The 25,483-nt window shown below is 61.5% G+C and carries 20 protein-coding genes; 6 read left to right on the top strand and 14 right to left on the bottom strand.

Features of this window, described 5'->3' with window-relative positions; all coding sequences use genetic code 11:
* The first annotated feature begins 54 nt into the window (after window positions 1–54).
* The gene (locus HB630_RS27425; RefSeq protein WP_213775874.1) at window positions 55–756 is read left to right on the top strand and encodes a spermidine synthase; all 702 of its coding nucleotides are present in this window, start codon (window positions 55–57) and stop codon (window positions 754–756) included.
* Window positions 757–857: 101 nt separating this feature from the next.
* Here HB630_RS27425 and HB630_RS27420 read toward each other — a convergent pair whose 3' ends face one another.
* From HB630_RS27420 to HB630_RS27380, 9 genes are all read right to left on the bottom strand, one after another.
* Window positions 858–1,259 carry a hypothetical protein gene (locus tag HB630_RS27420; protein ID WP_213775846.1) on the bottom strand — a complete coding sequence of 134 codons (402 nt, stop codon included), beginning with the start codon at window positions 1,257–1,259 and terminating at the stop codon, window positions 858–860.
* Window positions 1,260–1,507: 248 nt separating this feature from the next.
* Window positions 1,508–2,497, bottom strand: coding sequence for a hydroxyacid dehydrogenase (locus tag HB630_RS27415; protein WP_213775845.1), 990 nt, complete (start codon window positions 2,495–2,497; stop codon window positions 1,508–1,510).
* 31 nt (window positions 2,498–2,528) lie between these two features.
* Window positions 2,529–3,629 carry a sn-glycerol-3-phosphate ABC transporter ATP-binding protein UgpC gene (gene ugpC / locus HB630_RS27410; protein WP_213775844.1) on the bottom strand — a complete coding sequence of 367 codons (1,101 nt, stop codon included), beginning with the start codon at window positions 3,627–3,629 and terminating at the stop codon, window positions 2,529–2,531.
* Between the two features lie 5 nt (window positions 3,630–3,634).
* On the bottom strand, window positions 3,635–4,546 hold the full coding sequence (locus tag HB630_RS27405) for a carbohydrate ABC transporter permease (protein WP_213775843.1): 912 nt from the start codon (window positions 4,544–4,546) through the stop codon (window positions 3,635–3,637).
* On the bottom strand, window positions 4,543–5,484 hold the full coding sequence (locus tag HB630_RS27400) for a sugar ABC transporter permease (protein WP_213775842.1): 942 nt from the start codon (window positions 5,482–5,484) through the stop codon (window positions 4,543–4,545). Before HB630_RS27400 ends, HB630_RS27405 begins: the two co-directional genes overlap by 4 nt.
* 132 nt (window positions 5,485–5,616) lie before the next feature.
* Window positions 5,617–6,957 (bottom strand): extracellular solute-binding protein, encoded by a 1,341-nt coding sequence (locus HB630_RS27395; protein ID WP_213775841.1) that lies wholly within the window; start codon window positions 6,955–6,957, stop codon window positions 5,617–5,619.
* 726 nt (window positions 6,958–7,683) lie between these two features.
* Window positions 7,684–8,085, bottom strand: coding sequence for a VOC family protein (locus tag HB630_RS27390; protein WP_213775840.1), 402 nt, complete (start codon window positions 8,083–8,085; stop codon window positions 7,684–7,686).
* 11 nt (window positions 8,086–8,096) lie between these two features.
* Window positions 8,097–9,311, bottom strand: a complete 1,215-nt coding sequence (locus tag HB630_RS27385) for an acyl-CoA dehydrogenase family protein (RefSeq protein ID WP_213775839.1) — start codon at window positions 9,309–9,311, stop codon at window positions 8,097–8,099.
* A 2-nt stretch (window positions 9,312–9,313) separates the two neighbouring features.
* Window positions 9,314–10,729: an MFS transporter gene (locus HB630_RS27380; protein ID WP_213775838.1), complete on the bottom strand. Its 1,416-nt coding sequence runs from the start codon at window positions 10,727–10,729 to the stop codon at window positions 9,314–9,316.
* A 317-nt stretch (window positions 10,730–11,046) separates the two neighbouring features.
* Here HB630_RS27380 and HB630_RS27375 point away from each other — a divergent pair, with 317 nt between their 5' ends.
* From HB630_RS27375 to HB630_RS27365, 3 genes are all read left to right on the top strand, one after another.
* Window positions 11,047–11,325: a PilZ domain-containing protein gene (locus HB630_RS27375; RefSeq protein WP_213775837.1), complete on the top strand. Its 279-nt coding sequence runs from the start codon at window positions 11,047–11,049 to the stop codon at window positions 11,323–11,325.
* A 352-nt stretch (window positions 11,326–11,677) separates the two neighbouring features.
* On the top strand, window positions 11,678–12,751 hold the full coding sequence (locus HB630_RS27370; RefSeq protein WP_249781078.1) for a DUF2778 domain-containing protein: 1,074 nt from the start codon (window positions 11,678–11,680) through the stop codon (window positions 12,749–12,751).
* A gap of 97 nt (window positions 12,752–12,848) precedes the next feature.
* On the top strand, window positions 12,849–13,106 hold the full coding sequence (locus tag HB630_RS27365) for a hypothetical protein (protein WP_213775836.1): 258 nt from the start codon (window positions 12,849–12,851) through the stop codon (window positions 13,104–13,106).
* 26 nt (window positions 13,107–13,132) lie between these two features.
* Here HB630_RS27365 and HB630_RS27360 read toward each other — a convergent pair whose 3' ends face one another.
* The 3 genes from HB630_RS27360 to HB630_RS27350 form a co-directional block, all read right to left on the bottom strand.
* Window positions 13,133–14,620, bottom strand: coding sequence for an HWE histidine kinase domain-containing protein (locus tag HB630_RS27360; protein WP_213775835.1), 1,488 nt, complete (start codon window positions 14,618–14,620; stop codon window positions 13,133–13,135).
* Between the two features lie 13 nt (window positions 14,621–14,633).
* On the bottom strand, window positions 14,634–20,921 hold the full coding sequence (locus HB630_RS27355; protein ID WP_213775834.1) for a HAMP domain-containing protein: 6,288 nt from the start codon (window positions 20,919–20,921) through the stop codon (window positions 14,634–14,636).
* A 300-nt stretch (window positions 20,922–21,221) separates the two neighbouring features.
* On the bottom strand, window positions 21,222–22,109 hold the full coding sequence (locus HB630_RS27350; RefSeq protein ID WP_213775833.1) for an AraC family transcriptional regulator: 888 nt from the start codon (window positions 22,107–22,109) through the stop codon (window positions 21,222–21,224).
* A gap of 177 nt (window positions 22,110–22,286) precedes the next feature.
* Between HB630_RS27350 and HB630_RS27345 the strand changes: the two genes are divergently transcribed.
* Both HB630_RS27345 and HB630_RS27340 read left to right on the top strand, forming a co-directional pair.
* Window positions 22,287–23,069 carry an SDR family oxidoreductase gene (locus tag HB630_RS27345; protein ID WP_213775832.1) on the top strand — a complete coding sequence of 261 codons (783 nt, stop codon included), beginning with the start codon at window positions 22,287–22,289 and terminating at the stop codon, window positions 23,067–23,069.
* 35 nt (window positions 23,070–23,104) lie between these two features.
* On the top strand, window positions 23,105–23,908 hold the full coding sequence (locus HB630_RS27340) for an SDR family NAD(P)-dependent oxidoreductase (RefSeq protein ID WP_213775831.1): 804 nt from the start codon (window positions 23,105–23,107) through the stop codon (window positions 23,906–23,908).
* 33 nt (window positions 23,909–23,941) lie between these two features.
* Here HB630_RS27340 and HB630_RS27335 read toward each other — a convergent pair whose 3' ends face one another.
* Window positions 23,942–24,301 (bottom strand): hypothetical protein, encoded by a 360-nt coding sequence (locus tag HB630_RS27335; RefSeq protein WP_213775830.1) that lies wholly within the window; start codon window positions 24,299–24,301, stop codon window positions 23,942–23,944.
* Between the two features lie 9 nt (window positions 24,302–24,310).
* Complete coding sequence (locus HB630_RS27330) at window positions 24,311–24,958, bottom strand: SRPBCC family protein (protein WP_213775829.1); 648 nt, start codon at window positions 24,956–24,958, stop codon at window positions 24,311–24,313.
* Between the last annotated feature and the right edge of the window lie 525 nt (window positions 24,959–25,483).

The following is a 25,483-nucleotide window of genomic DNA, read 5'->3' as shown; positions in this document are numbered from 1 at the left end:
GGCACGTTGCCCGAGGCAGTCATCATGGCGCCGGTCGATTTTGAAAGGCTGGCCATGATTCCCTGGTTGCAGATCGACAAGACGCCAGTGCCCGGCGCCGATGTCGAACTTCGCCTGATGCAGAGAGGCGCCGAGTTCTCGATGAGGCTCGGCGCAAACGAACTGATGAACAGCCGCCTCAGCGGGTCGGAGGAGGCGCTGGCTACGCTTGCCTGCAAGCGAATCGAAAGCGTCAGGCGTCCGCATATGCTGATCGGCGGGCTCGGCATGGGATTCACGCTGCGCGCTGCGCTCGCGGTGCTCGGCACGGAGGCACGTGTCACCGTTGCCGAACTCGTGCCCGCCGTCATCGCCTGGGCGCGCGGGCCGATGGCCGAACTGTTCGGTGACAGCCTTTCCGATCCGCGCACCGATATCCGCGAGGCCGACGTCGCCGATGTGATCCGGTCGTCACCGTCGGCGTATGACGCGATCCTGCTCGACGTCGACAACGGACCGGAAGCGCTCATTCGCAAGGCCAATGACGCGCTCTACGATCTCGGGGGATTGCAGGCGATCCGGCGGGCGCTGCGGCCGGGCGGCGTGCTGGCGGTCTGGTCGTCGGATCCGAACGCTGCGTTCACGAAGCGATTGCGCGCCGCGGATTTCGAGGTCAACGAGGTCGGCGTGCGTGCGACCTCGAAGCGCAGCGGCGCGCGTCACGTCATCTGGTTTGCGATAAAACGAGGCGGCAAAGAGGAACCTGCGGCCGGTTAGAGCGTTTTCGAGCGAAGTGGATGCTGGTTCGCGTGAAGAAAACGCGTCACAACAAAAATCCAGAGCTTCGATTCTGAATCAATCAGAACCGAAGCTCCCGTTTAACCGGCTTCAGGTCTGGCCGCCGCATTCGCGGCCGTGCTTCTTTCGATCATTTCGGTTTTGAGCCGCGCAAACCGCAGCAGCGCTTCGCGTTCGCGATCATCGACCAGCCTGACCGCAGCCTCTCCGGACATCGGTCCCGCCGTGATCGGAAGGGAATTCTCGCCAATCGTCTCGTCGACATAATAGTCGCCATCATCCGCACGCCGCACGGTCCATTTGAAGCGGATCGCGGCCATCGGGCCCGGGCCGATTTTCGAATAGCCGGCAGCGTCAGCCGGCGCGGAGGTCGCAGGCTTTTCTTCGCCGGCAACAGCTTCCGGCGCGAGATACGGCTCCGGATGATCGAGGATGCTGGCGATCGTGGCCAGCGCGTGATCCATCGGATCAATTTGACTCAATAATCAATCTCCAAAACACAAGATCGACGACAGCAAAACGCATCTCGGAGAATAGCGCAATATTATTAGCTCGGCTTGATATACGATCATACCGGTGGAACCGGCCTCGTTGACCGGCCGACGGACGATAAACGAGGGGTTCCCCGGCTATAATTGCGGGAAGATTAATGCTGCCTGTGAACATTCCGTCATCGAATTAAGTTCGACGACACCTGTTCGATCACCGGCGGATGTAAGCCGCGTCCGGATCAGCCGAGCACATCCGGGTTGATGACGTTCTGCCGGATCGGCTCGCCGTCCAGCACGCTCAGAATGTTGCGCGCGGTTTGCTCGCTCATGCGTTCGACCGCTTCCCGGGTCACGCCGGCGACATGCGGCGCGATGATCACGTTGGGAAGCTCGAACAGCGGATGACCGAATGGCGGCGGTTCCTGCTCGAACACATCGAGGCCGGCGCCGGCCAGCCTGCCGGATTTCAGCGCATCGTAGAGTGCGGCTTCCTCGACAATGCCGCCGCGCGCGGTGTTGATGAGGTAGGCCGTCTGCTTCATGCGCTTCAAGCGCGCCGCGTTGAACATTCCGACCGTCTCCGGCGTCTTCGGGCAGTGGATGCTGACGAAGTCGGCACGCGGCAACGCCGCATCGAGATCGGCGACCGGTTCGCAACCGGCGGCCTTGATTTCGGCGGCCGGAGTGTAGGGATCATAGACCAGCACGTTCATTTCCATCGCCAGACAGCGTTTGGCGGTGCGCGTGCCGATGCGGCCGAAGCCGATGATCAGAACCGTCTTGCCGTACAGGTCGTAAGGCAGTTTGCCGAGCCGGGTGGCCCAGGCGCCGTCTTTCACCAGCATGTGCAATTCGACGGCGCGCTTGGCGAGCGTCAGCATCATGAACAGTGCCTGTTCGGCGACGGACGGGGAATTGGCGCTGCCCGCGATCATCAGCGGAACCTTGCGGCGGCTGAGCGCCGGGACATCGACGGCGTCGTAGCCGACGCCGATCCGGGTCACTACCTTCATGTCTCCGGAAGCCTCGAGTTCCGGCTCGCCGAAGCGGGTGGCGCCGAGCGCGACGCCATGAATTGGCGCCTGTTGCTTGAGCAACGCCTCGAAATCAACGGCCGAGATCAGATTGGGGAATTCGACGAGTTCGATGTCGTCCCGTTCGATCAAGAGAGCCCGTGCCTTCGGCGACATGGTTTCGGTCACGAGGATTTTCTTCTTGTTGGTCGCCATTCCGCCCCACGCCTTTCTTTTTTTTGCGCCGTCAAATGACGGCGCCGGTCACCTCGTTTAGCAGGTGAATATTGTTGAGGTCCACCGCCAATCGCAGCGGCTCGCCGGCGCGGGCACCGGCGTTGGGGCTGACCCGTCCGCAGATCTGTGCGCCTTCGAGGGTAAAATAAACCAGCGTCTCCATTCCCATCGGCTCGGTGACATCCAGCACGGCTTCGAACGGTTCAATCCCGGGCTCCGGATGCGCTTTGAGCTCGGCGATATGCTCCGGCCGCAGCCCGAGCAGCAGCCTGTCGGTTCGGGTCACGCCCTGGTACCTGGCGGCGCGGGCCGGCGGCAACGGGAAGGCGATGCGGTCGGTCAGCCGGATATTCAATCCGCCGCCGCTGTCCTCCAGCCGGCAGGGGATGAAATTCATCGCCGGCGAGCCGATGAACCCGGCGACAAAGCGGGTCGCCGGATGGTGATAGAGATCGTTGGGCGTGCCGATCTGTTCGATCCGGCCCTTGTTCATGACCACGACCCGGTCGGCGAGCGTCATCGCCTCGACCTGGTCGTGGGTCACATAGACCGTCGTGGTGCGGACCTTCTGATGCACTTTCTTGATCTCGATCCGCATCTGGACCCGGAGCTTGGCGTCGAGATTCGACAGCGGCTCGTCGAACAGGAACACTTTTGGATTGCGCACGATGGCGCGCCCCATCGCCACGCGCTGGCGCTGGCCGCCCGATAGCTGCTTCGGCTTGCGGTCGATCAACTCGGCGATATCGAGCATGCGCGCGGCCTCGTCGACCCGGCTCCTGATCTCTGCCTTGGGATAGTGCTTGAGGCGCAGCCCGAACGACATGTTCTCCGCGACCGTCATATGCGGATAGAGCGCGTAATTCTGAAACACCATGGCGATGTCGCGGTCCTTCGGCGGCACGTCGTTGACGAGATCGCCGCCGATCATGATATCGCCGCCGGTGATGTCCTCAAGCCCCGCGATCATGCGCAGCGTGGTCGATTTTCCGCAGCCCGACGGCCCCACCAGCACGACGAACTCGTGATCGGCGATATCGAGGTCAATGCCGCGCACCGCCTCGACATCTTCATACCGCTTGATCACCTTGCGCAAGCTAACGTCAGCCATGAGCTTCAACCCTTTGTCGCGCCGGCGGTCAGCCCGGCGATGTAATAGTCCATCAGGAAAGCGTAGATGATGAGGGGCGGTGCGGCGCCGAGCAGCGCGCCGGTCATGATCTGCCCCCAATTATAGACGTCGCCCTTGATCAGGGTGGTGATGATGCCGACCGGAAGTACCAACTGATCCGTCGAGGTCGTGAAAACCAGCGGGTAAAGGAATTGCGCCCATGAGACCGTGAAAGCAAAGATGGTGGCGGCGATCAGGCCGGGTAAAGCGACCGGAATGAAGATGCGCGTCAGGGTCTGGAACCAGGAGGCGCCATCGATGACGGCGGCTTCGTCGAGTTCCTTCGGGATCGATGCGAAATAGCCGATCATGATCCAGGTGCAGAACGGCACCGTGAGCGTCGGATAGACGATCACCAGCGCGTACCATCTGTTGATGAGTTGAATCCCGGTGAAGTTGTCGAACACCGCAAACATCTTGAACAGCGGCAGAAACAACAGCGAGTCCGGAATCAGGTAGGTCAGGAATACGCCGGTTGCGAGCGTGGCCGAACCCCAGAACCGCATTCGCGCCAGCGCAAAGGCCGCCGGTACGCTGATCAGCATGGTGATCGTCACCACCAGGATCGAGACCAGCGCGGAGTTCCGGAAGAAGATCAGGAACTGGTTCGAGGTCAAGAGCTTGACGTAATTTTCCAGCGTCGGATGAAACACCCACCAGGGATTGGTCGCGGCCGAAATCTCGGTGCTGCCCTTGAGCGAGGTGATCAGCATGTAAAACGGCGGCACCAGCGAGAAGATCGCAAACAGGACCAGAAAGAAATACGACCAACGCAACGCCCATGTGCGGTCGCGGCTGACGCTGCGATATTTGACGGCGCGGGTCGGGGCGCCCTTATCGATCACCATGCTGGTCATGACGCTTCGTTTCCGCGTTTGTTGATGTCGCGCAGGATGAAGACCGCCGCGATGGCCAGGATCGGGACCATGAACAGCGACACGCTGGCGCCCAGCGGAAGATCGCTGCCCTCGATGCCGACCTTGAAGGCCCATGTCGCGAACAAATGGGTGTGGTCGAGCGGACCGCCAGCGGTCAGGATGCGGGTGATATCGAAATTGGCGAAGGTCACGATCAGCGAAAACAGCGTCGTGATCGCGATGATGTTGCGCATCATCGGCAGCGTCACGTACCAGATGCGCTGCCACCAATTGGCGCCGTCGATGGCGGCGGCTTCATAGAGCTGCTCAGGCACCGATTTCAGCGACGCCAGGTACATGATCATGAAGAAGGGGGCGCCGTACCAGATATTGACCAGGATGACCGAGAAGCGGGCCCAATTGGGATCGCCGAGCCAGGAGATCGGCCCGAGGCCGAAAAAGGAAAGCGTGTAATTGAAGGCGCTGTAGGACGGATCGAACAGCCAAAGCCATGCCAGGGTGCTCATCGCCGGCGGAATCACCCAGGGCACCAACAGCATGCCGCGCCACTTGCGCTGGCCTTTGGCCGGAATGTTGTGGACGAAATGCGCGACGATGAAGCCGATCAGCGCTTTGAAGATGACGGCCGAGATCGCAAAAATGCAGGACTGTTCAACCACCAGCCAGAACGTTTCCCGATTGAACAGGAACTGGAAATTACCGATGCCGACGAAATGCTGCATCGACTTGTTCAGCGTCGCCAGATGCAGGGAATAGAACGCAGGGTAGATCACCAGAATGCCGATCAGGAGGATCAGCGGCAGCGTCATCAGAAAAGCGGCCGTCGATTTCCGCTTGAGCGCGGTCCGCAGGCTCGACCGTTTTCGCGTCGCGCGCGCCGCCACGACGCCGTTCGGCTGAAATGCGACATCGACCATGATGCATCTTCCTCCCGCGAATTGGATTCAGAGGAACGAGATTTCGGATGGTTTCGGAGCCGGCTTATGTCGGCTCCGCTTCGCCTTGGTGCAACGCATCGCTGCGGTCGCTTGCGAAAAACCGCTGCGGAGTCAGCTCCGCATGTAGCCTTCGCACTCGCCTTCCGCCCAGGCCAGCGTCTTTTCCATCGGCTCGCCCTGGAAGTAGCGCAGGCACATCTTGGTCTGAACGGCCTGTGCGTAGATCTGCTGGGCGATCTTCGGCGGCGCCGGCGAGGCCGCAATCGACAGCGTCTGGTGGTGGTACGGATTGGGATAGTGGAAAATGGTCCCCTTGGGCGGGCCTTGCTCGGCCCACACTTTCAGCGTCGTCATCTTCTCATAGGCCGGCAGGTCATAACCGCTGCTCGCTTCGACCAGTCTCTCGATCGATGCCGGTTGCGACAGATGAACGAGCAGGCTCTTGGCGGCTTCCTTGTTCTTGGAGAAACTCCAGATGCTCCAGAAGAAGGGAAGGAACGGCGCGAACCGGCCCTTCGGCCCGGCGGGGAAGCCGTGGGTCCACAGATGTTCGGCGATTTGCGGGGCGTCGCGCTTGGCGACGAACCAGGCACTCGGCGGGTTCAGGATCATCGCGCCCTTGCCCGACACCAGCCATTTGTTGTTGGAGGCGTCGTCCCATGCGGCAACGTCGGGCGGCAGGAAGGCGATCAGCCTCTTGTAGAATTCGAGAACTTGCCGCACTTCGTCGGTCTTGACCGTAAGATTGCCCTTGGCGTCGACAAGTTGGGCGCCAAAGGCCTGGAAGAACGCGCCGGCTGCGTCGACATTGTCGGATGTTTCGCCAAGCCCGATGCCGAAAGGATAGCCGCCCTTGTAGCAGGCCTCGGCCGCCTTCAGGAAGGTGTCCGTCGTCCAGTTCTCCGCCTTGGGCGGGCCGCCGGCCGGATACATTTCCTGCACGTCGATATTGGTGAATTTCTTCATCAGGTCGATGCGGGAGCAGGGGCCCTTGATCTGGCTGCCGACGGTGGCGGGGACGCCAAGCCATTTGCCGTCCAGCTGTCCGAGATATTTGACGGTCCCGTTCACCTCGCCGTTCTGCTTGACGATCGACTCCATGATGTCGTTGACGGGCTCGAGCTGTTCGGCGTGGGCGTGTGGCCACCAGGTCGGCAAAGCGAAGATGTCATGTCCGGAATTCGCTTGTGCTTCCGCCGCGATGGTTACGATGTTCTTGTTGCCTTGGCTGGTGATATAGTCGATCGAAACTTCGACTTTTTCCCTGGCGGCCCATTCGTTGACGAGCGCGGTGCAGGTCGTATTGGCTCCGGGTACCCAGTGATCCCAGAAGCCCATTGTAAGTTTGCCGGCCGCGTAAGCCGTTCGCATATACGGCGCCGATATCAACGCCGCGGATGACAGGGCGGTGGCTGCTACGAATTGACGACGAGAAATCTTCCTCCGTGACATGGCGTTCCCTCCCAGGTGAACCAATCTTGGCAAGATAGAATTTCTTGTTGTTGTGAGTCTTGTTTTGCTTCGGCCGCGGCGTCGTCCGGTCTTTGGCCGTTTAGGCGACAGCGCGCAGCGAATACTCGTTGCCGTGATCAGATCAGAATTGCGGACGCCTGTCGAGAAATCACATGCGTCGTCCCTCTAGAACTAACGTTGCGGTTTATGGGCGCCGGGTGACGATCGCGATATAGCACAAGCATTGCATCGCTGCGGGAATCGAGAGGCATACTGCGCTGCACATACGTGTTTGAACCGCGCGGCATTGCCAAAGGGTGCGCGATTGAGCCGCAGGCCGATCTGCGCCGCACAACGAAATTGTCGATCAGGATCTTTCTTGGACCGCAGAGATGAAGTCGAATCGCGGGATCTGTCAGCGGTCTGAAAGACCAATTAATCTGAAAGACCAACTAATAAGTCGGCAATGGCGAGTGCGCGGCGCACTTGGGGAAGTGGTGCTGACATTTCTCTGCACCATGATGTCCGAACGGATCAAGGCCGAACTAAATCTGACATTAGATCCGACAAAATTTCCATATCTTCTGTGCGGTGCATTATGCCGGGTCGCGCTCGACTCGATGGGCATCCGATGGCGTCATGGCAGTTTCGTCACGAGTAAGGCGCGAAAAGAAAACCCAGCCAGCGGGCTGGCCGGGTCTCGTACATAGCCGATGGGCGAATGCCTTAGCGCTTCGGAAAATTCAGCTCCACGCCGACGCCGTCCGGGTCATAGAGAAAGAATTGCGTATCGCCGGTGCGCGGGACGATGCTTTCGCGGAATTCGACGTTCTTCGATTGCAGCCGCTTGCGCACGCTTTCGATGTCGGTCGCGGCAAAGGCGATATGGTCGAGGCGGCCGGTGTCGTCAAATTTCTTCTCGGTGCCGCGCACCACGATGCCTTCGCGCGGCTTGCGGGTGCCCATCAGGTGTACCGTGGCCTGGCCGCCCGAATAGAGCCAGTAGCCGGGAAAATCGAGCGGCGGGCGATCGCCGTTCTCCAATCCCAACACGTCGCAATAGAAGTCCTTGGTCTTTTCGAGGTCTTGCGGTTCGATGGTGTAGTGCTGCAGTCCGCCAAGTGGCATGGTTCTTCTCCCTAGACAAAAGTGAGGTCGGCGTCCGCGCCCATCATCCAGGCGCCGACGGTTTCGAAATGGCTCATCCGGCCCTGCAATTGCTGGGTCACGGTGTGGATGTCGCGGAAGCGGCGCTCGAGCGGATGGTTCTCGAAGATCGCGGTTGCGCCCGCGGCGTGGTAGGCGAAGTCGACGGCCTCGCGCGCCTTGTGGATGGCATGGGTGGCCGCCATCCGGATCACGATGCGCTGCTCGACCGTGATCAGTGAACCGGCCGAAAGCGCTTTCCAGACATCCGCCATCGATTGCAGCACAAAGCCGCGTGCGGCACGCAGATTGACCTCGGCCTGGGCGAGGCTGCACTGCACCACGGCGTTGTCGCGCAGTGGACTTTTTTGACCGCGCGGCACCTTGTTGCGGGCGATGTCGATGAAAGTGTCGAGTGCGCCGCGCGCGACGCCGCAAGCGACTCCGGCGAAGCCCACCTGATAGCAGGTGCCGGAACCCATCCTGTAAAGCGGACCGCTCTCGCGGCACTCCTGGTCGAATTCGCGGGTGATCGAATGATCTGAACGAACGAAGTAATCGTTCAGCGCGAATTGATCGCTGGCGGTACCGCGCAGGCCCACCGTTTTCCAGATATCGGTCCAGACGACATCCTCGCTACGCACCAGCATGGTGCGCTCCTGCTGGACGCCATTGGCGTCGAGCTTCGGCGAGCCGTCGGCCCGGTAGATCGGGCAGTGCGCGCCGAGCCAGGTGGCGTGGCGTCCGCCGGAGGTAAAGGACCAGACACCCGAGATCCGGTAACCGTCGTCGCATTCGATGGCCTTGACCTTGGGGCCCGGTCCCCAGGCCAGCACCGCACGCGGATCGTCGCCGAAGATTTCATGCGACACCGGGAGGTCGAGATAGGCCGCCGACATCGCGCAGCCACCGGCCTGACTGAGGCACCAGGCCGTCGATGCATCATCGCGGGCGATCGCCTCGATGACATGGAAAAACGTCACGGGATCGGTCTCGATCCCGTTCGACGAGCGGGGCAGCAGCAGACGAAACAGCCCGGCCTCATGGAGCTTGTCGAGCAGGGCCGGCGGCAGCCGGCGCGTGCGCTCGATCTCGATCGATGCAGCGCCGACGGCGGAGCGGACGGCTTCGGCCCGCGCGATGACGGCCGGGTCGCCGGCCAGATCGGCGGATGTCACGGAAGGCATATCTGGGATCACCGTGCTCATGGCTAGGCCTGCCGAACTGCGGTGGTGGCGGAAACTGTGGACCTTGCCGCCGTCTCGGCCAGTTCCCTGTCGATCTGCTCGATCGATTTTCCCCGCGTCTCAATTCCGAAGAAATAATACATCGCACCGGCCATCAGGAACCAGCAGCCGAGATAGATGAAGGCGATCGGAATTTCCGGCAAAGGCACGTCCGGCTTGAGGTAATTGCCGGAGCCCACGATCAGCGCCAGCCCGACCGGGCCAATGATCTTGCCGATGCCACCGAAGCCGTAGGCCGAGCCCATCCCGGACGTCCTGAGATGCGAGGGCCAGACCTCGGCCCCGTAAGGTCCGACGATGGCGAAACCGCCATCCGCGAAGAAATAGCCGAGCGCCAGGATCAGCCAGAACGCCGACACGCCCATGACCATGGTGTCGTAATTGTAGCCGGCCACGATGGTGAGGACGCCCGCGCCGAAGCCGAGCAGGCCTCCCGCCTTGCGCCGCCCCATCAGTTCCGAAAAGAAGGCGAAGGAGATGCGTCCAAAGAAACCGAACACGGTCAGCAGGATCATCATCTTGGCGGCTTCCTGCGGCGTGACCTTGAGCAGCAGCACGAACAAGGATGGCGCCCAGAGTGTAATGCCGTAGACGCCGGTCTGGGCGCCGGCGTTGCCGAGCCAGGAGACCATCAGGCTGCGGGGATATTTGAAGAGGTCGAGCCAGTTCGACTTGATCACCGGGCCGGCATCGGCAGCCGTCGGCATCGGTAAGTTCGAGGGATCGGTCTGCAACGCCCAGGCCAGCGATTCGCGCGCTTCTTCATAGCGGCCCTGGCGGCAGAGCCAGCGCGGCGATTCCGGCACCCACAGCCGAACCAGCAGAACGAGGATGGCGGGAAGCACGCCGATGGCAAACAGCAGCCGCCAGTCGCCGCCACCGACGGAAGCGCCGAGCACGGCACCTAGCCCGGTGCCCAGCGGAATGACGCAGGTCACGAGGCCGCCGACCCAGCCGCGCTTGGAGGAGGGCATGAATTCCTGCACCAGCGGCAGGTCGACGCAATAGAGGCCGCCGACGCCGAGGCCGACGAAAAAGCGCATGACGGAGAGATAGACCCAGCCATTGTCCGGCGTGAAATAGAGAAGTCCGGTCGCGACCGAGAAATTCAGTACGGTGCCGATGAACACCTTGCGGCGGCCGACCCGGTCGGCGAGCCATCCCCAAGTATAGGCGCCAAGAATGGCGCCGATGCCGGAACTCATCAACACGGTAGCGGATTGGCCGAAAGTCAGTTTCCACGGCCCGATCAGGAAGGCGAGTACGAAGCCGATCAGGAAGTAGTCGAAGAATTCCAGCGCGTCACCGATAATGGCTGCGGCGAGGATCTTGATCTGATTACGAGTCAGACTCGTCCGTCGGTCGAGCATCTCGAACATGGCGTTTCTCTCCGTTGGCGCTTGTTTGATTTTTTGCGGGCTTTGCGCCCGCATAACGCACCATGTCGTGAAGGCTACCCTGACAAAGCGGCGAACGGAAGAGTGAGATATCGATCGATAAATAAGAAAATCGCGGATCCGCATTTGCGGCACCGCCGAAGACGAACTCAGAGCTAACCCGAAGACCGCCGGTCATGATGTCTCGCCGGTTCGGCCTTTGTCTGGCCGCACGCAGGGGCCAAGACAATGCACATTGCCCAATTCGTTTATGATTTCGCGTTATGCTCCGGCTTGGTTGACCTCCAGAATCGAAGTCAATGGAAGAAAAGCGCAAGTACCAGCGGACCGAAATCAACGAACCGGCCTATGTGTCGGCGGACGGCTCGGTCATGAGTTGTGTCGTCCGCAACATTTCGCCGGACGGCGCCGCCATCGATATCGAAAACCCGGCTTTCGTGCCTGCTCGCTTTCGTCTGGTGATGTCGAAAGGCGCGTTGGTGCGCGAATGCCAGATTGCCTGGATTCAGCACAAGCGCATCGGCATCACCTTCGTTGCAGCGCCACACGCAGCCGCTCATCCGCAAAGTCCGGGATGAGGTCGAGGCGTCCGCCCCGTGCCGGCGGGGCGAAAACCCATCCGTCACCCCGGCAATCTCGAAGTATCCAATTACCGTGCCTCTGCGGGCATCTACGCCTGATTCGAAGGCTGGATAAGTGACCGCCAACCTATCGTGGCTTGATGAAGCGGTCCGGAAGGAGGGGGAGCCGTTAGCTTTCGATACTGGAAGCGGAACGCGGGATCGGCTATTGTCCAATTGATTAAAAGTGTCCAGGGCGGCGGAACTATAGGGGGTCGCCGTTTCTGTCTCGATTATGCCGTAGTTGGGTCCGCATAGTTCGGCAGGTTTGGGCGAATCCTAGTCCCAGGGTGCCGAACCGGGGGGATGGATGGCTTATATTGCTATGACCGATGGACGGTTTCCATCCGGTCCCAGCAGGGGGTCTTTTGGCAAGATCGCTCCGATCGTTGCCACGCTGGCTATTGCGTCGGGCGCAACAGCCTGGATCGCCGGTTTTGACCCGGGTATTTTGCTGTCGCGCATCGGCTCGTCCGTGGCGGGCGAGGCGTTAACGTTTGATGACCGCTTCCTGCCGGTCTCCAAGACCCCTCCGACGCATTTGTCGCCGCGCCTTCTGGTCCAGGCCTGGTCCTCGGAACTCGATCTCAAATTACATCAGGCCAAAAGCCGGCTTGCCGAAGGATTGCAGTCACAAGGATTGCAGTCATCGCAGGAGCTGTCGCAGCAGGATCCACCGCAGCAAAATCCGGCTCCGGACGTGTCGACGGCCGCCGCCGACGACGCCAAGCCCGCAACGGCTCCAGCCGTTCCGATTCCGAGGTCGCGTCCGGTCGAGGCGAGCTTCGAAGCCGCGAGCGTTTCTGCTGCCGGCACGGCTGTCGCCGCGCGGCCTGACGACCGGACATGGCTGCAAAAACTATCCGCCCTGTTGCCGGCAGGCGGTCTCAAGCTGGCATCGCTTACGCCCGAATCCGGAATCGGAATCTCGGAAGGCGGGCCGGATCTCACGACGCTCGGCTACGACAAAGTCACGGCTGTTTACGACATATCTGCCCATGTCGTTTACATGCCGAACGGCTTGAAGCTCGAGGCCCATTCGGGAATGGGCCGTCTGATGGACGATCCGGAACATGTGAACGAACGCAATGTCGGAGCGACCCCGCCCGCGACCTATGATTTGAAGCCGCGAGAACACATATTTCACGGCGTCGAAGCGCTCCGCATGATTCCGCAGGACAGCAACGCGACGCTGGGCCGCACCGGATTGCTGACACACAGCTTTATGCTTGGTCCCAACGGCGATTCCAACGGCTGCGTGTCGATCAGAAACTACGACCGCTTTCTCGCCGCGTACAAGAATGGCGAAATCAGTCATCTGGTCGTGGTGCCGAGCCTGAACATAACCGCGCCGGATACGCGTCGGGCGGACTCCCAGACTTGACGCCCGCCGCGGCTGACCAAAGCGGCCTTCCGGCATATGCGCTGCATGGAAGAGTGCGGAATGGCTTTGGTCGCCGCCCGCGCGGCGCAACCGAAACATGAGTGATGCCTCTCATTGCGGCACACCGTTGCGCGCGACGTTCGAAATCAGATTGAACGGCAGAACGCTTTCCATCGGCACCGTCGGCCAAGCCTATCAATTCATCACCAGTCTCAGCTCGGTCGAGTGGATGGAATTCAAATCGCTGCACGAAGACGCCCTGCGTGCGCTTCAGAATGCCTCCGAAAACGCGATGTTGACGGTGCAGGCAACCGATGCCCTGCGCGTGTTGTTCGGCCGCGCCCGGCTGCTCTGAAAGCTAAAATATCGGCGTGTGGCCTATCAGGACGCACGCTGACGGGAGAGGTTGGCGGCAGCGCCATGTCTGTCATGCAGTTCCGCTATCGGCTTTTTTCTCGCCAGCGGAATCAGCAGCCGGCAGATCAGGCCTTCGGCGCGCCAGTCGAACAGCGCCTGTCCCCCGAGTTGGGACTCGACGCTGGTCATCAGGCTCCTTGTCCCGAACCCGCGCGAGGTCGGCGGCTGCACCTGCGGACCGCCGGTCTCTTCCCATATCAGCGCGAGCACATCATCCTCGACGTCCCATTCGATCGACAAGTGTCCCGACAGGGTGGAGAGCGCTCCGTATTTGGCCGAGTTGGTGATGAGCTCGTGCAAGGCCAGCGCCAGCGTTTGCGCGGTTGCCGGCTGCAACTGGACTTCCGAGCCGGAAAGCCGGATCTGGCCGCCCATTGAATAGGCCGCGATTTCTTCATCGACCAGCTTGCTTATTTCGGCGCCTTGCCAGCTCGACAGCGAGAGAATGGTGTGAACCCGGGCCAGCGCATTGATGCGGCCTTCCACGGCGTTGACATAGGTTTTGACATTATCGGCGCGCGTCAGGCGCACGATGGATTGGGCCAGCGCCAGCGCATTCTTGGCGCGGTGATCGACTTCCCGGGTCAGCAGGTTCTGACGTTCCTCGGCGCGCTTGCGGTCGGTGATATCAACCGTCACGCCGCTCACCCGCACGATGCGGCCGTTTTTATCGAGGGTCGCCGCCGCGGTGCCGACGCACCAGCGCATCTCGCCATCCGGGCGATGGATCCGGAATTCCGCCTCATGCGACTGCGCGCCCTTGGCGAATTCTTCGATCATCCTGCGGAGGTCCTCGACGTCGTCCGGGTGCAGCAGGGTTCGGATATTCGCCGAATTGACCTCGAACTGTTGCGGCTCGACACCGAAAATCCGGTACTGGCCTTCGTCCCACATCCAGTCGCCATTGTCCCAATCCCAGTCCCAGGAGCCCATCCGGCCCGCCGCGAGCGCCATGCTGCGGCGCTGCTCGCTTTCGATCAGCCGGGCGGTCGACTCCTCCAGTTCGGCGGTTCGGGCGCGGACGCGATCTTCAAGCTCGGCGTTCAAATGCTCTAATTGCCGGGTCTTGCGGTAGAGCTCCGCGAAGATCCTGACCTTGGCCCGTAACACCTCGGGCACGACGGGCACCGGAACGTAATCGACGGCGCCCATCTCATAGCCGCGCAAGCGATCGAAATCGCTGACCTGGATAGCCGAGATGAAGATCATCGACGTTTTCTGGAAGCGCGGATGATCGCGGATCATGGCGGCAAGTTCGAAGCCATCCAGTTCCGGCATGCAGACATCGACCAGAATGACCGCGATCTCGGTCTTGAGCAGAATCTCGAGTGCTTCCCGTCCCGAGGCCGCCGCGACGAGATTCTCGCCGAGATCCTTCAGGATGACTTCATAGGCGAGCAGCTTGGCAGGCTGATCGTCGACCAGAAGTATGTTCACCTTTTCATGGTCCATCATACAAAACCGATCAGCGGTGCAGCCACATGCGGATGGCGAGGAGAAGTTGTTCGGTATTGACCGGCTTGGCGAGGTAATCGGATGCGCCGGCCTCCAGGCATTTCTCCCGATCACCCTTCATTGCCTTGGCCGTCAATGCAATGATCGGAAGGCGGCAGAACACGGGGTTTTGCCGGATGACGCCGATGGTCTGGTAGCCGTCCATTTGCGGCATCATGATATCCATCAAAACGATCGCGATTTCCGGGTTCTGTTCGACCAGAGCGACCGCTTCGCTTCCGGTGGTCGCGGTGAGGACTTTCATGCCGCGCCGCTCAAGGACGCTGCTCAAGGCGAAGATGTTGCGGGCATCATCGTCGACCAGCAGCGCAGTTTTGCCGATCAGATCCTCATCGGAACTGTTCAGCTTTTCCAGCATTCGCTGCTTCTCAGCCGGCAATTCCGTGATCACACGGTGCAAAAACAGTGATGTTTCGTCGAGCAGCCGTTCCGGCGATTCCACGCCCTTGACCACGATACTGCGTGCCAGGACGTGGAGTTCCGCGTCCTCTTCGGCGGACAGTTCCCGCCCGGTAAAGACCACGACGGGTACATTCGACAGCTCGCTGTCATGGCGGATCCGGTCAAGCACCTCGAATCCGCTCATGTCGGGCAGTCGCAGATCGAGCACCATGCAATCGCAGGGGGTGTCGCGCAACGCGGAAAGGGCAGCCGCGCCGGTTTCGACCGTGGTGATCTCGATATCGTCATGATCGAGAAGTTCCCGGATGCTGAGCTGTTCGGCGGCGTTGTCTTCGACAACCAGCAGCCGCTTGCGGCGCGGCCGCGCATATTCCCTGATCTGCGACAGCGCTGCGCTCAATCCTTCCGTGGTGGTGGGCTTGTTGACAAAGGAGAACGCGCCGCGCGCCAGCGCATGCTGACGGTCTTCGTCCAGGGTAATGATCTGGACCGGGATATGGCGGGTGAGGGGATTGTGCTTGAGCTGGTTCAGCACCGTCCAGCCGAGCATGTCGGGCAGGAACACGTCGAGCGACATGGCGGTCGGCTGGAATTGTTTGGCGAGATCCAGCGCCTCGGCGCCGCGCGCGGCCACCAGCACCTTGAAACCCTTGTCGCGCGCCAGATCGACCAGCACCCGCGCGTAATGGGGGTCGTCCTCGACGATCAGGAGGATGGTGTCGCCAGGTTCCAGGCTTAGCCTGTCATCCGGCACCTGTTCGATCACGCGCTCCGGTGTCGCGGCAGGCAGCGCCGGCACAGCGCCGTATGGCCGCGGGGCATTTGTGCGCGGCGCCACCGTCGGTCCGGAATATTTCAGCGGCAGATAAAGCGTGAAGGTGCTGCCCTTGCCGGGGGTGCTGTGAAGGTGGATTTCGCCGCCGAGCAGGTTCGCCAACTCGCGGCTGATCGCCAGACCCAAGCCGGTGCCGCCATATTTGCGGCTCGTGCCGGCATCCGCCTGTTGGAACGCCTCGAAGATCAGCTTCTGCTTTTCCAGGGGAATGCCGATCCCGGTATCCGATACTTCGAAAGCAATCACGGCCGACGCCGCATTGAGAAGCGGATGCTCGGGACTCCAGCCGCCCACGGCGGCCGCGACCTTGAGGCTGACACCGCCCTCTGCGGTGAACTTGAATGCATTCGACAACAGGTTCTTCAGCACCTGCTGCAAGCGCTTGGAGTCGGTGACGATGCTGCGCGCCAGATTCGGGTCGAGCTCGACATTGAACGTCAATTGACGGTTTTCGGCCTCGTGCCGGAACGGCCGGCCGACCGTGTCCAAAAGACTGGAGGTGAGAATTTCCTCGGCATCTACCGTCACCGTTCCCGATTCAATCTTGGAGAGGTCGAGGATGTCGCTGATCAGGTTGAGCAGGTCGGTTCCGGCACCGTGGATCGTTCGTGCAAACTCGACCTGCTTGCCGGTCAGGTTGCCGTCCGGATTCTCGGTGAGCTGCTGGCCCAGGATCAGGATGCTGTTGAGCGGCGTGCGCAGCTCATGCGACATGTTGGCCAGGAATTCGGATTTGTATTTCGATGTCAGCGCGAGCTCGCTCGCCTTTTCTTCGAGCGCGCGGCGGGCCTGCTCGATTTCCTGGTTCTTGCGCTCCACTTCGACGTTGCGTTCGGCGAGTTGCTGGGCTTTTTGCTCGAGCTGCTCGTTGGTCTGTTGCAATTCTCTCTGCTGGGTCTGCAACTCACCGGCAAGCTGCTGGGACTGCTTCAACAGCCCTTCGGTCTGCATCGTCGCTTCGATACTGTTTAGCACGATTCCGATGCTGTGGGTGAGCTGCTCGAGAAACGTCATCTGCGACGCCGTGAAGGTGCCGACAGAGGCAAGCTCGATCACGGCCTTGACGTGATTTTCGAACAGGACGGGCAGGACCACGAGGTCCTTTGGAACCACGCGCAACAGCGCCGAACTGATCGGGACCGCGTCGGGCGGGATATCCGACAATAGCTGCTGGCGCTTGTCCATCGCGCATTGACCCGCCAGTCCCTCGCCGAATTGCAGTATCTGCCGGTGCGGGGAGGCGCCGTCGCCGGCATAGGACGAAAGCAGGCGCAACTGCGGATGGTCTTCGTTCTCGACCCGGTAGATCACGCCCATCTGCGCGTTGACCAGCGGGCTCAATTCGGACAGCAGCAACCGTCCGACCGTGGCGAGGTCGCGCTGGCCCTGAAGCATATTGGTGAACCTGGCGAGATTGGTCTTCAGCCAGTCCTGCTCGGTATTGAGGTCGGTGGTGAGCCTCAAATTGGTGATCATCGTGTTGATGTTGTCTTTCAGCTCCGACACTTCGCCGCGGGCGTCGACCTGGATGGTGCGGGTGAGGTCGCCCTTGGTCACGGCGGTCGCCACCTCCGCGATCGCGCGCACCTGTGAGGTCAGGTTCGCCGCCAGCAGGTTGACGTTGCCGGTCAGATCTTTCCAGGTGCCGGAGGCGCCGGGCACATTGGCCTGACCGCCGAGCCGGCCTTCGACCCCCACCTCGCGGGCGACGCTGGTGACCTGGTCGGCGAAAATAGCCAGCGTCTCGGTCATGTTGTTGATGGTGTCGGCAAGGGCGGCGACTTCGCCCTTCGATTTCACCGTCAGGCTCTGTTTGAGATCGCCATTGGCCACGGCCGTCACGACCTTGACGATGCCGCGCACCTGCTCGGTCAGGTTGGCGGCCATGAAGTTCACGGTATCGGTGAGATCCTTCCAGGTACCGGCGACGCCGCGCACCTCGGCCTGGCCGCCGAGCTTGCCTTCGGTGCCGACCTCGCGCGCGACGCGCGTCACCTCGCCGGCGAAGGCATTGAGCTGATCGACCATGGTGTTGATGGTGTTCTTCAGTTCGAGAATTTCGCCCTTCACGTCGACTGTGATCTTGCGCGAGAGGTCGCCGCGCGCCACCGCCGTCGTGACTTCCGCGATGTTGCGGACCTGGGTGGTGAGGTTGGCGGCGAGCAGGTTGACGTTGTCGGTCAAGTCCTTCCAGGTGCCGCCGACGCCCGGCACCACCGCCTGGCCGCCGAGTCGGCCCTCGGTGCCGACTTCGCGGGCCACGCGCGTCACTTCGGCCGCAAAGGAGCGAAGCTGCTCGACCATGGTGTTCAGCGTATCCTTGAGCAGCAGGATTTCGCCGCGGACGTCGACCGTGATCTTCTTGGAGAGGTCGCCGCCGGCGATCGCGGTCGCGACCTCGGCGATGTTTCGGACCTGCGCGGTCAGGTTCGACGCCATGAAGTTGACATTGTCGGTGAGGTCCTTCCAGGTGCCGGCGACTTCCGGCACCTCGGCCTGGCCGCCGAGCTTGCCTTCGGTGCCGACCTCGCGCGCCACGCGCGTCACTTCCGAGGCGAACGCATTGAGCTGGTCGACCATCGTATTGACGGTGTTTTTCAGCTCGAGGATCTCGCCTTTGACGTCCACTGTGATCTTCTTGGACAGGTCGCCTTTGGCCACCGCCGTCGTGACCTCGGCGATGTTGCGGACCTGGCCGGTAAGGTTGCCGGCCATCGAGTTGACACTGTCGGTCAAATCCTTCCAGGTGCCGGCGACGCCGGGGACGTTGGCCTGGCCGCCCAGGCGTCCTTCGGTGCCGACCTCGCGCGCCACGCGCGTCACCTCACCGGCGAACCGGTTGAGCTGGTCGACCATGGTGTTCAGCGTTTCCTTGAGCTGAAGGATTTCGCCGCGGACATCCACGGTGATCTTGCGCGACAGATCGCCGCCGGCGATCGCGGTTGCGACTTCGGCGATGTTGCGGACCTGGGCGGTGAGGTTGCCGGCCATCGAATTGACGCTGTCGGTGAGGTCTTTCCAGGTGCCGGCCACGCCGGGCACCTCGGCCTGGCCGCCGAGCTTGCCGTCGGTGCCGACCTCGCGCGCCACGCGCGTCACTTCGCCGGCGAAGGCGTTGAGCTGGTCGACCATGGTGTTCAGCGTTTCCTTGAGCTGAAGGATTTCGCCGGATACGTTCACCGTGATCTTCTTGGACAGGTCGCCCTCGGCCACCGCGGTTGCGACCTCGGCGATGTTGCGGACTTGACCGGTCAGGTTGCTCGCCATCGAGTTGACGCTGTCGGTCAGGTCCTTCCAGGTGCCGGCCACGCCGCGCACCAGCGCCTGGCCACCCAGCTTGCCCTCGGTGCCGACTTCGCGCGCCACGCGCGTCACTTCGCCGGCGAAGGCGTTGAGCTGGTCGACCATCGTGTTGATGGTGTCCTTCAGCTCGAGAATTTCACCGCGGACATCCACCGTGATCTTCTTCGACAGGTCGCCATTGGCGACGGCGGTCGTCACTTCGGCGATGTTGCGGACCTGGGCGGTGAGGTTACCGGCCATCGAGTTGACGCTGTCGGTGAGATCCTTCCAGGTGCCCGCCACGCCGGGCACTTCGGCCTGGCCGCCGAGCTTGCCGTCGGTGCCAACCTCGCGCGCGACGCGCGTGACTTCGCCGGCAAAGGCATTGAGCTGGTCGACCATCGTGTTCAGCGTTTCCTTCAATTGCAGGATTTCGCCGGATACGTTCACCGTGATCTTCTTGGACAGGTCGCCGCCGGCAATCGCGGTTGCGACATCGGCGATGTTGCGGACCTGGGCCGTCAGGTTGGAGGCCATGAAGTTGACGTTGTCGGTGAGGTCCTTCCAGGTGCCGGCCACGCCCGACACCTGGGCCTGGCCGCCGAGCTTGCCTTCGGTGCCGACTTCACGGGCGACGCGGGTGACTTCCGAGGCGAAGGCATTGAGCTGATCGACCATCGTGTTGATGGTGTCCTTGAGCTCGAGAATTTCGCCGCGGACATCCACCGTGATCTTGCGCGAGAGGTCGCCACGGGCCACCGCCGTGGTGACGTTGGCGATGTTGCGCACCTGCGCGGTCAGGTTGCCGCACATCGCGTTCACGGAGTCGGTGAGATCTTTCCAGGTGCCGGCGACGCCGGGCACGATCGCCTGGCCGCCGAGCTTGCCGTCGGTGCCGACTTCGCGGGCGACGCGGGTGACTTCGGAGGCGAAAGAGCGAAGCTGATCCACCATGGTATTGATGGCTTCCTTCAGCTGAAGGATTTCGCCGCGCACGTCGACCGTGATCTTCTTGGAGAGATCGCCATTGGCGACCGCGATCGTCACTTCGGCGATGTTGCGGACCTGGCCGGTCAGGTTATTGGCCATCGAGTTGACGCTCTCGGTCAAATCCTTCCACACGCCGGTCACTTCGGGCACCTGGGCCTGACCGCCAAGCTTGCCTTCGGTACCGACTTCGCGCGCCACGCGCGTCACCTCGGAGGTGAACACGCCAAGCTGCCGGATCATCGTGTTGACGATGTTGGCCGATTGCAGGAATTCGCCGCCGAGCGGGCGGCCGTCGACATCGAGCTGCACGGTCTGCAACAGATCGCCTTGCGCGACCGCGGCGACGGCGCGCGTCACTTCGCGCGTCGGCCATAGCAGGTCGTCGATCAAGGTGTTGACCGAGCTTTCCATGTCGGCCCACGACCCGCTGGCAAGACCGAATCTGACGCGCTGCCGCGTCTTGCCTTCGCGTCCGACACCCTGGCCGACGCGCTCGAGCTGCTGCGCCATGCGCTGATTGGCGGCAATGATTTCGTTGAAGGTATCGGCGATCTTGCCTTCGATGCCGAGATAGTCGCCGCTCATCCGGACCGAAAAATCCCCGCTGCGCATCGCCTGAAGCGCTTGCAGCAGATCCTGCCACGAATCCGGTCCAGGATTCGTTCCGGATTTGCGCTTGGAGATCGGATGAGGAGGCGGTGACACGGCTCCGGGATCAAGATCGCTCATGGTATTCCCTCAGCAAAGGCGTCACCGAATCCATCATGGGCGCAACCGGTTGCCACATAGAAGCGGCGGCGGAATACCAAATCAAGGGAGGACGACCGTTCGGCAAAGAAGTTGGAACTCGCCCCATCGGGCCAAATGAACCAACTCCGTCGCCGTCCAATGGTTCCAGCAGGGCGATTAGAATTCCAAGAAATTTCCGGACCGGATGCGGGAGCCGGACCGGACGAGGAGAAGCCATAATCGGCGCCGAATATGTGGTCGGGAGCGGGATCAGGCCTATCGTGCCTGATCCAATATCCTCTAAACGGGTTCAGGCATTGCCTTCATATTCATCGCATCGCGCTTCGGCGGGATTCCGAACATGCGGGAATATTCCCGGCTGAACTGGGAAGCGCTCTCATAGCCGACCTGGAAAGCCGCGTGCGTGACGTTCGCGGCATCCGCCGCCATCAGGCGCCGCGCCTCCAGCAGGCGCAACTGTTTCTGGTATTGCAGCGGTGTCATCGCCGTAAGCGCCTTGAAGTGCTGATGGAACGAGGACGGACTCATGCATGCCGCCTCGGCTAGTTCCTCGATGCGGATGGCGCGTGCGAAATTATCCCGCAGCAGGTGGATCGCGGCGGCGATGCGCTGGGCATGGCCCGTCGCCAGTGCAAGCTTGCAGATCTCGCCGCCATTGGGGCCGGTCAGCAGCCAGTAACAGATCTCCCTCATGAGGGAGGGATAAAGGACCGCGACCGCTTGGGGCGCGTCGAGCATGCGAACGAGCCGCAGCAGGGCGTCGGCGAGTGGCTCGTTCAAGGTTTCGACAAAGAGGCCGAGGCCAACCTCGCCGGCAGGCCTCGGCATTGGATCGAGCTTTTCCAGAACCTCGCGCAGGACAGCGGTATCGAACTCAAGGGTCATGCCGAGATAAGGCGCCCTGGTGACGCTGCCGAAGGCGGGAAGTTCGACGCCAACGACCAGCGCCTGTCCCTCGGCATAATCAAAGACGGCATCGCCGAGCGTGATCTGCTTGGCTCCTTGCGCGACGACGCAGAGCGCGGGCTTGTAGATCATGTGGTGCGGCAGCAGCCTCTTGCTGGTCTTCATCAGGACAAGGTCGGCGACCGGCGTCGCGATAAGGCCGTCTCCGTTGCCGCTCCTGGCGACGTAGATCTCGACAGCAGCTTTCAAGGCCGGCGACATTGCTTTCCTCCGATAACCCTTAGCCGCCGGGGAGGCGGAATATCACGCACGAATCTAGCCCGAATTACGGACTTTGCCAGTAGGGGTCGGAGGATCAGGCAAGAAATTTAAGGCTTCAGGCAAGCGGCCCACGGCTTTGATCTCCATGTTTGGCGCAACCGAACAGGGAGTCGTCCGATGTCAGACCAAGCACAGCAGATTTCGACAACGAAAGTGGCGATCGTCACCGGCGCGAGCCGCGGCCTCGGCCGCAACACCGCGCTGAGCCTCGCCCGCAAGGGCGTCGATCTCATCATCACCTACCACTCGAACCGGGCCGAGGCAGAGAGCGCTATCGCCGAGATCGAGGCGCTCGGGCGCAAGGCCGTCGCCTTCCGGCTCGACACCGGCGACATATCAGCCTTCGAGGGTTTTTCGGACGAGGTCCGGCAGGCTCTGAGGAATGTCTGGGGCCGCGAGCGTTTCGATTATCTCGTGAACAATGCCGGCATCGCCCATAGCGCGCCCTTTGCGGAAACGAAGGAGGCCGATTTCGACCGGCTCTGCAACATCCATTTCAAGGGCGTCTACTTCCTGACGCAGAAGCTGCTGCCGCTGATCGCCGATGGCGGCCGGATCGTGAACCTGTCCTCCGGATTGGCGCGTTTCAGCCTGCCGGGCCTTTCCGTCTATGCCGCCATGAAAGGCGCGATCGAGGTGCTGACCCGCTATCTGGCAAAGGAACTCGGCCCGCGCGGCATTGCCGTCAACGCCGTGGCGCCCGGCGCGATCGCAACCGATTTCGGCGGCGGCGCGGTGCGCGACAACCCGGAATACAACAAGTTCGTCGCGTCGGTGACGGCGATGGGCCGGGCAGGGCTCCCGGACGATATCGGCCCGATGATCGCTTCACTGCTTTCCGATGACAACCGCTGGGTCACTGGCCAGCGCATCGAAGCCTCCGGCGGCATGTTCCTTTGACGCGCCGCCTTTAAGGGACGATCAGAGGTGCATCGATGAAGGTTTCGGGCAACACCATACTCATTACCGGCGGGACGTCGGGCATCGGCTTCGAACTCGCCAAACAGTTCCTGGCGCTCGGAAATACGGTCATCGTCACGGGCCGTGATCCGTCCGCTCTCGAGGGAGCGCGCAGGAAGCTTCCAGGACTCCATGTCTTCCGGAGCGATGTCAGCGATCCCAAGGCCATCGCGGACCTTTATGAGCAGGTCACCGGACTATTCCCGGCGCTCAACGTGCTGATCAACAACGCAGGCATCATGCGCCAGATCAACCTGCATGATTCCGGCGGAAAGCTCGAAGACCTCACCCGCGAGATCGATATCAATCTCGCCGGGTCGATCCGCATGGCCGCGCGGTTTCTTCCGCATCTTAAGATTCAGAAAAGCGCGGCCATCATGAACGTTTCGTCGGGGCTGGCTTTCCTTCCGGCCCCGGCCTCGCCGGTCTATTGTGCCACCAAGGCTGCCGTCCATTCGTTCACGATTTCCCTGCGTGTCCAACTCAAACGAACCAACGTCATTGTCTTCGAACTGGCGCCGCCGCTTACCTTGACGCCGCTTGCTACCGGTGCGTTCGATGAAGAGGACCGCAAGGGAATCCCGGTAATGTCTGCCGAGACGTTGGCGCGGCGCGCGATCGAGGGGATTCGAAAGGACCGGCTCGAAATCCGGCCGGGCATGAGCAATGTGATGAAATTCATCAGCCGCGTCACGCCAAACGGACTGTTGCAGCGGATGATCAGCCCGACGGTCGATCGCATGCTAGCGCCTCTGCATGATCATCTGCCAGGAACGTGACACGTTGGCGCAGATAGCCGTATGGCGAAACCGTCAGGCCGTCGCAGCAGCAGCGATGATAAGGACGGCGAACAGCGCGGCGATGAATTTTGGCTCCCAATATTCGATGAACATGAAGCCAATCACCAGCCAGCCGGCGGCGCCGGCAAGCGAGAGAGCCATCACCGGCCGTTCGCCGAGAACGTCCACCGCACGCCAGGCAAGCCAGAGACCCAGAAGACCAAACAACACTTGCCCGAGCGCGTAGGCGCTGTTCATGCCGTAATAGAGGCTCGTTTCAATTCCCGGCAGGCGCTTGCCGCGCACATATTGGGAAAGAACGTCGATGATGAAATGCAGGAAACCGGCGATCGTAAGCCACCCGAATGCCGCGTAGAGAAGGATCTTGTGCATATTGCTTGCTCACTTTCTGGCCAGATCGGACAGTGCCCTTGCCTGCATGGCTGCGAGGGTCGTCTCCATGAATTGCCGGAAGTCTTCATGAACCACGCGGGAGATGAACCAGCCATCGGGCCACGCCAAGGGGCGGAACGAATAGGTCCACCGGATATGGGTGCCTGACTCGCGGCCGGCAAAGCTGAAATCCGCGAGACCGTAAGTGATGTATCGGCCCATATCGTTTGTCAGATTCCACATCTCGTACTGGAACAGCTCTGGTTTCTGATCGGCGGTAATCTCCTCGATCTCGCTCTTGCCGTCGGCAAAGACGACCCGGCGCCGGTCTCCTACCTTGCGCCATGACCCGATCAGCGGATCGCTGCGTGCCGCGCCCGACACGGCCGGCGTACCCGTCATGAACGATGCAAACTGCGGCGCGCCGATGGTGGTGAACCAGTTCACGAAACGATCGAGTGGAATGGCAAGATCGGATTCCACCGTCACCGTCTCGTAACGCGTATCGGTCTCGATTGGCGGCCGCCGCGCATCGCGCTGTGCTTGGTCGCGTTGCTCGGGCGCGAGCGCCGGATCGATGCCGACGAATCGACTGCCGCAGCCGACAAGGCCGATGGCCAGGCAGATCAGTGCGGCGGTGGAGCGGAATTTGAACATCGAGCCGCTTTTCCAAAGGAAGCGCCCTGCTGCCACGCATGCATGAGATCTGCGGATTTGCCTGATCGCCCTGTTCGAGCTGGGATTCGGGACAAGGAAGGGCATCAGGCCAGTTCAGACAAGCCGACCATGCAAGCCTGAGCGATCTGTTGCGCGGCAACTATGCCCAATCCGGAGGCGCTGCCGGCCATCACGACTGTCTTCAACGAACTGTCCTTTGGCTAGTGGCTCACGGGACGCTTTCAGTCGCTTTTCCCGATCGCCTTCCAAGGCCTCGCCACGGACCCTACGCCCGGCAGCGATGTCGCCTGAATGCCAAAACTCTCGAATTTTCTGCCTAATCCTCCAGCAATTTCGTGAACCGGCGAGGTATCCGCGATCCGGATCGCGATATCTTATTGGTCGTGACCGACCGCGGCGAAAGGACCTGGCGTCAGGCCGCACGCAAAACAGTGCGGTCGACGCCGGTCCGGCATTCTTTCCCTACAGCGCTCAAATGAGCCTTGCGAAAACAAAGAGAATTTC

It is taken from the genome of Bradyrhizobium sp. dw_78, from assembly GCF_018449525.1.
GTDB lineage: Bacteria > Pseudomonadota > Alphaproteobacteria > Rhizobiales > Xanthobacteraceae > Bradyrhizobium.
This window is presented reverse-complemented; position numbering and strand designations above follow the sequence as displayed.

Excerpts from the sequence above, each read along its gene's own strand:
- HB630_RS27425 (WP_213775874.1), top strand. The coding sequence starts at position 55 with ATGATTCCCTGGTTGCAGATCGACAAGACGCCAGTGCCCGGCGCCGAT.
- HB630_RS27415 (WP_213775845.1), bottom strand. The coding sequence starts at position 2,497 with ATGGCGACCAACAAGAAGAAAATCCTCGTGACCGAAACCATGTCGCCG.
- ugpC (WP_213775844.1), bottom strand. The coding sequence starts at position 3,629 with ATGGCTGACGTTAGCTTGCGCAAGGTGATCAAGCGGTATGAAGATGTC.
- HB630_RS27405 (WP_213775843.1), bottom strand. The coding sequence starts at position 4,546 with ATGACCAGCATGGTGATCGATAAGGGCGCCCCGACCCGCGCCGTCAAA.
- HB630_RS27400 (WP_213775842.1), bottom strand. The coding sequence starts at position 5,484 with ATGGTCGATGTCGCATTTCAGCCGAACGGCGTCGTGGCGGCGCGCGCG.
- HB630_RS27395 (WP_213775841.1), bottom strand. The coding sequence starts at position 6,957 with ATGTCACGGAGGAAGATTTCTCGTCGTCAATTCGTAGCAGCCACCGCC.
- HB630_RS27390 (WP_213775840.1), bottom strand. The coding sequence starts at position 8,085 with ATGCCACTTGGCGGACTGCAGCACTACACCATCGAACCGCAAGACCTC.
- HB630_RS27385 (WP_213775839.1), bottom strand. The coding sequence starts at position 9,311 with ATGAGCACGGTGATCCCAGATATGCCTTCCGTGACATCCGCCGATCTG.
- HB630_RS27380 (WP_213775838.1), bottom strand. The coding sequence starts at position 10,729 with ATGTTCGAGATGCTCGACCGACGGACGAGTCTGACTCGTAATCAGATC.
- HB630_RS27375 (WP_213775837.1), top strand. The coding sequence starts at position 11,047 with ATGGAAGAAAAGCGCAAGTACCAGCGGACCGAAATCAACGAACCGGCC.
- HB630_RS27370 (WP_249781078.1), top strand. The coding sequence starts at position 11,678 with ATGGCTTATATTGCTATGACCGATGGACGGTTTCCATCCGGTCCCAGC.
- HB630_RS27365 (WP_213775836.1), top strand. The coding sequence starts at position 12,849 with ATGAGTGATGCCTCTCATTGCGGCACACCGTTGCGCGCGACGTTCGAA.
- HB630_RS27360 (WP_213775835.1), bottom strand. The coding sequence starts at position 14,620 with ATGGACCATGAAAAGGTGAACATACTTCTGGTCGACGATCAGCCTGCC.
- HB630_RS27355 (WP_213775834.1), bottom strand. The coding sequence starts at position 20,921 with ATGAGCGATCTTGATCCCGGAGCCGTGTCACCGCCTCCTCATCCGATC.
- HB630_RS27350 (WP_213775833.1), bottom strand. The coding sequence starts at position 22,109 with ATGTCGCCGGCCTTGAAAGCTGCTGTCGAGATCTACGTCGCCAGGAGC.
- HB630_RS27345 (WP_213775832.1), top strand. The coding sequence starts at position 22,287 with ATGTCAGACCAAGCACAGCAGATTTCGACAACGAAAGTGGCGATCGTC.
- HB630_RS27340 (WP_213775831.1), top strand. The coding sequence starts at position 23,105 with ATGAAGGTTTCGGGCAACACCATACTCATTACCGGCGGGACGTCGGGC.
- HB630_RS27335 (WP_213775830.1), bottom strand. The coding sequence starts at position 24,301 with ATGCACAAGATCCTTCTCTACGCGGCATTCGGGTGGCTTACGATCGCC.
- HB630_RS27330 (WP_213775829.1), bottom strand. The coding sequence starts at position 24,958 with ATGTTCAAATTCCGCTCCACCGCCGCACTGATCTGCCTGGCCATCGGC.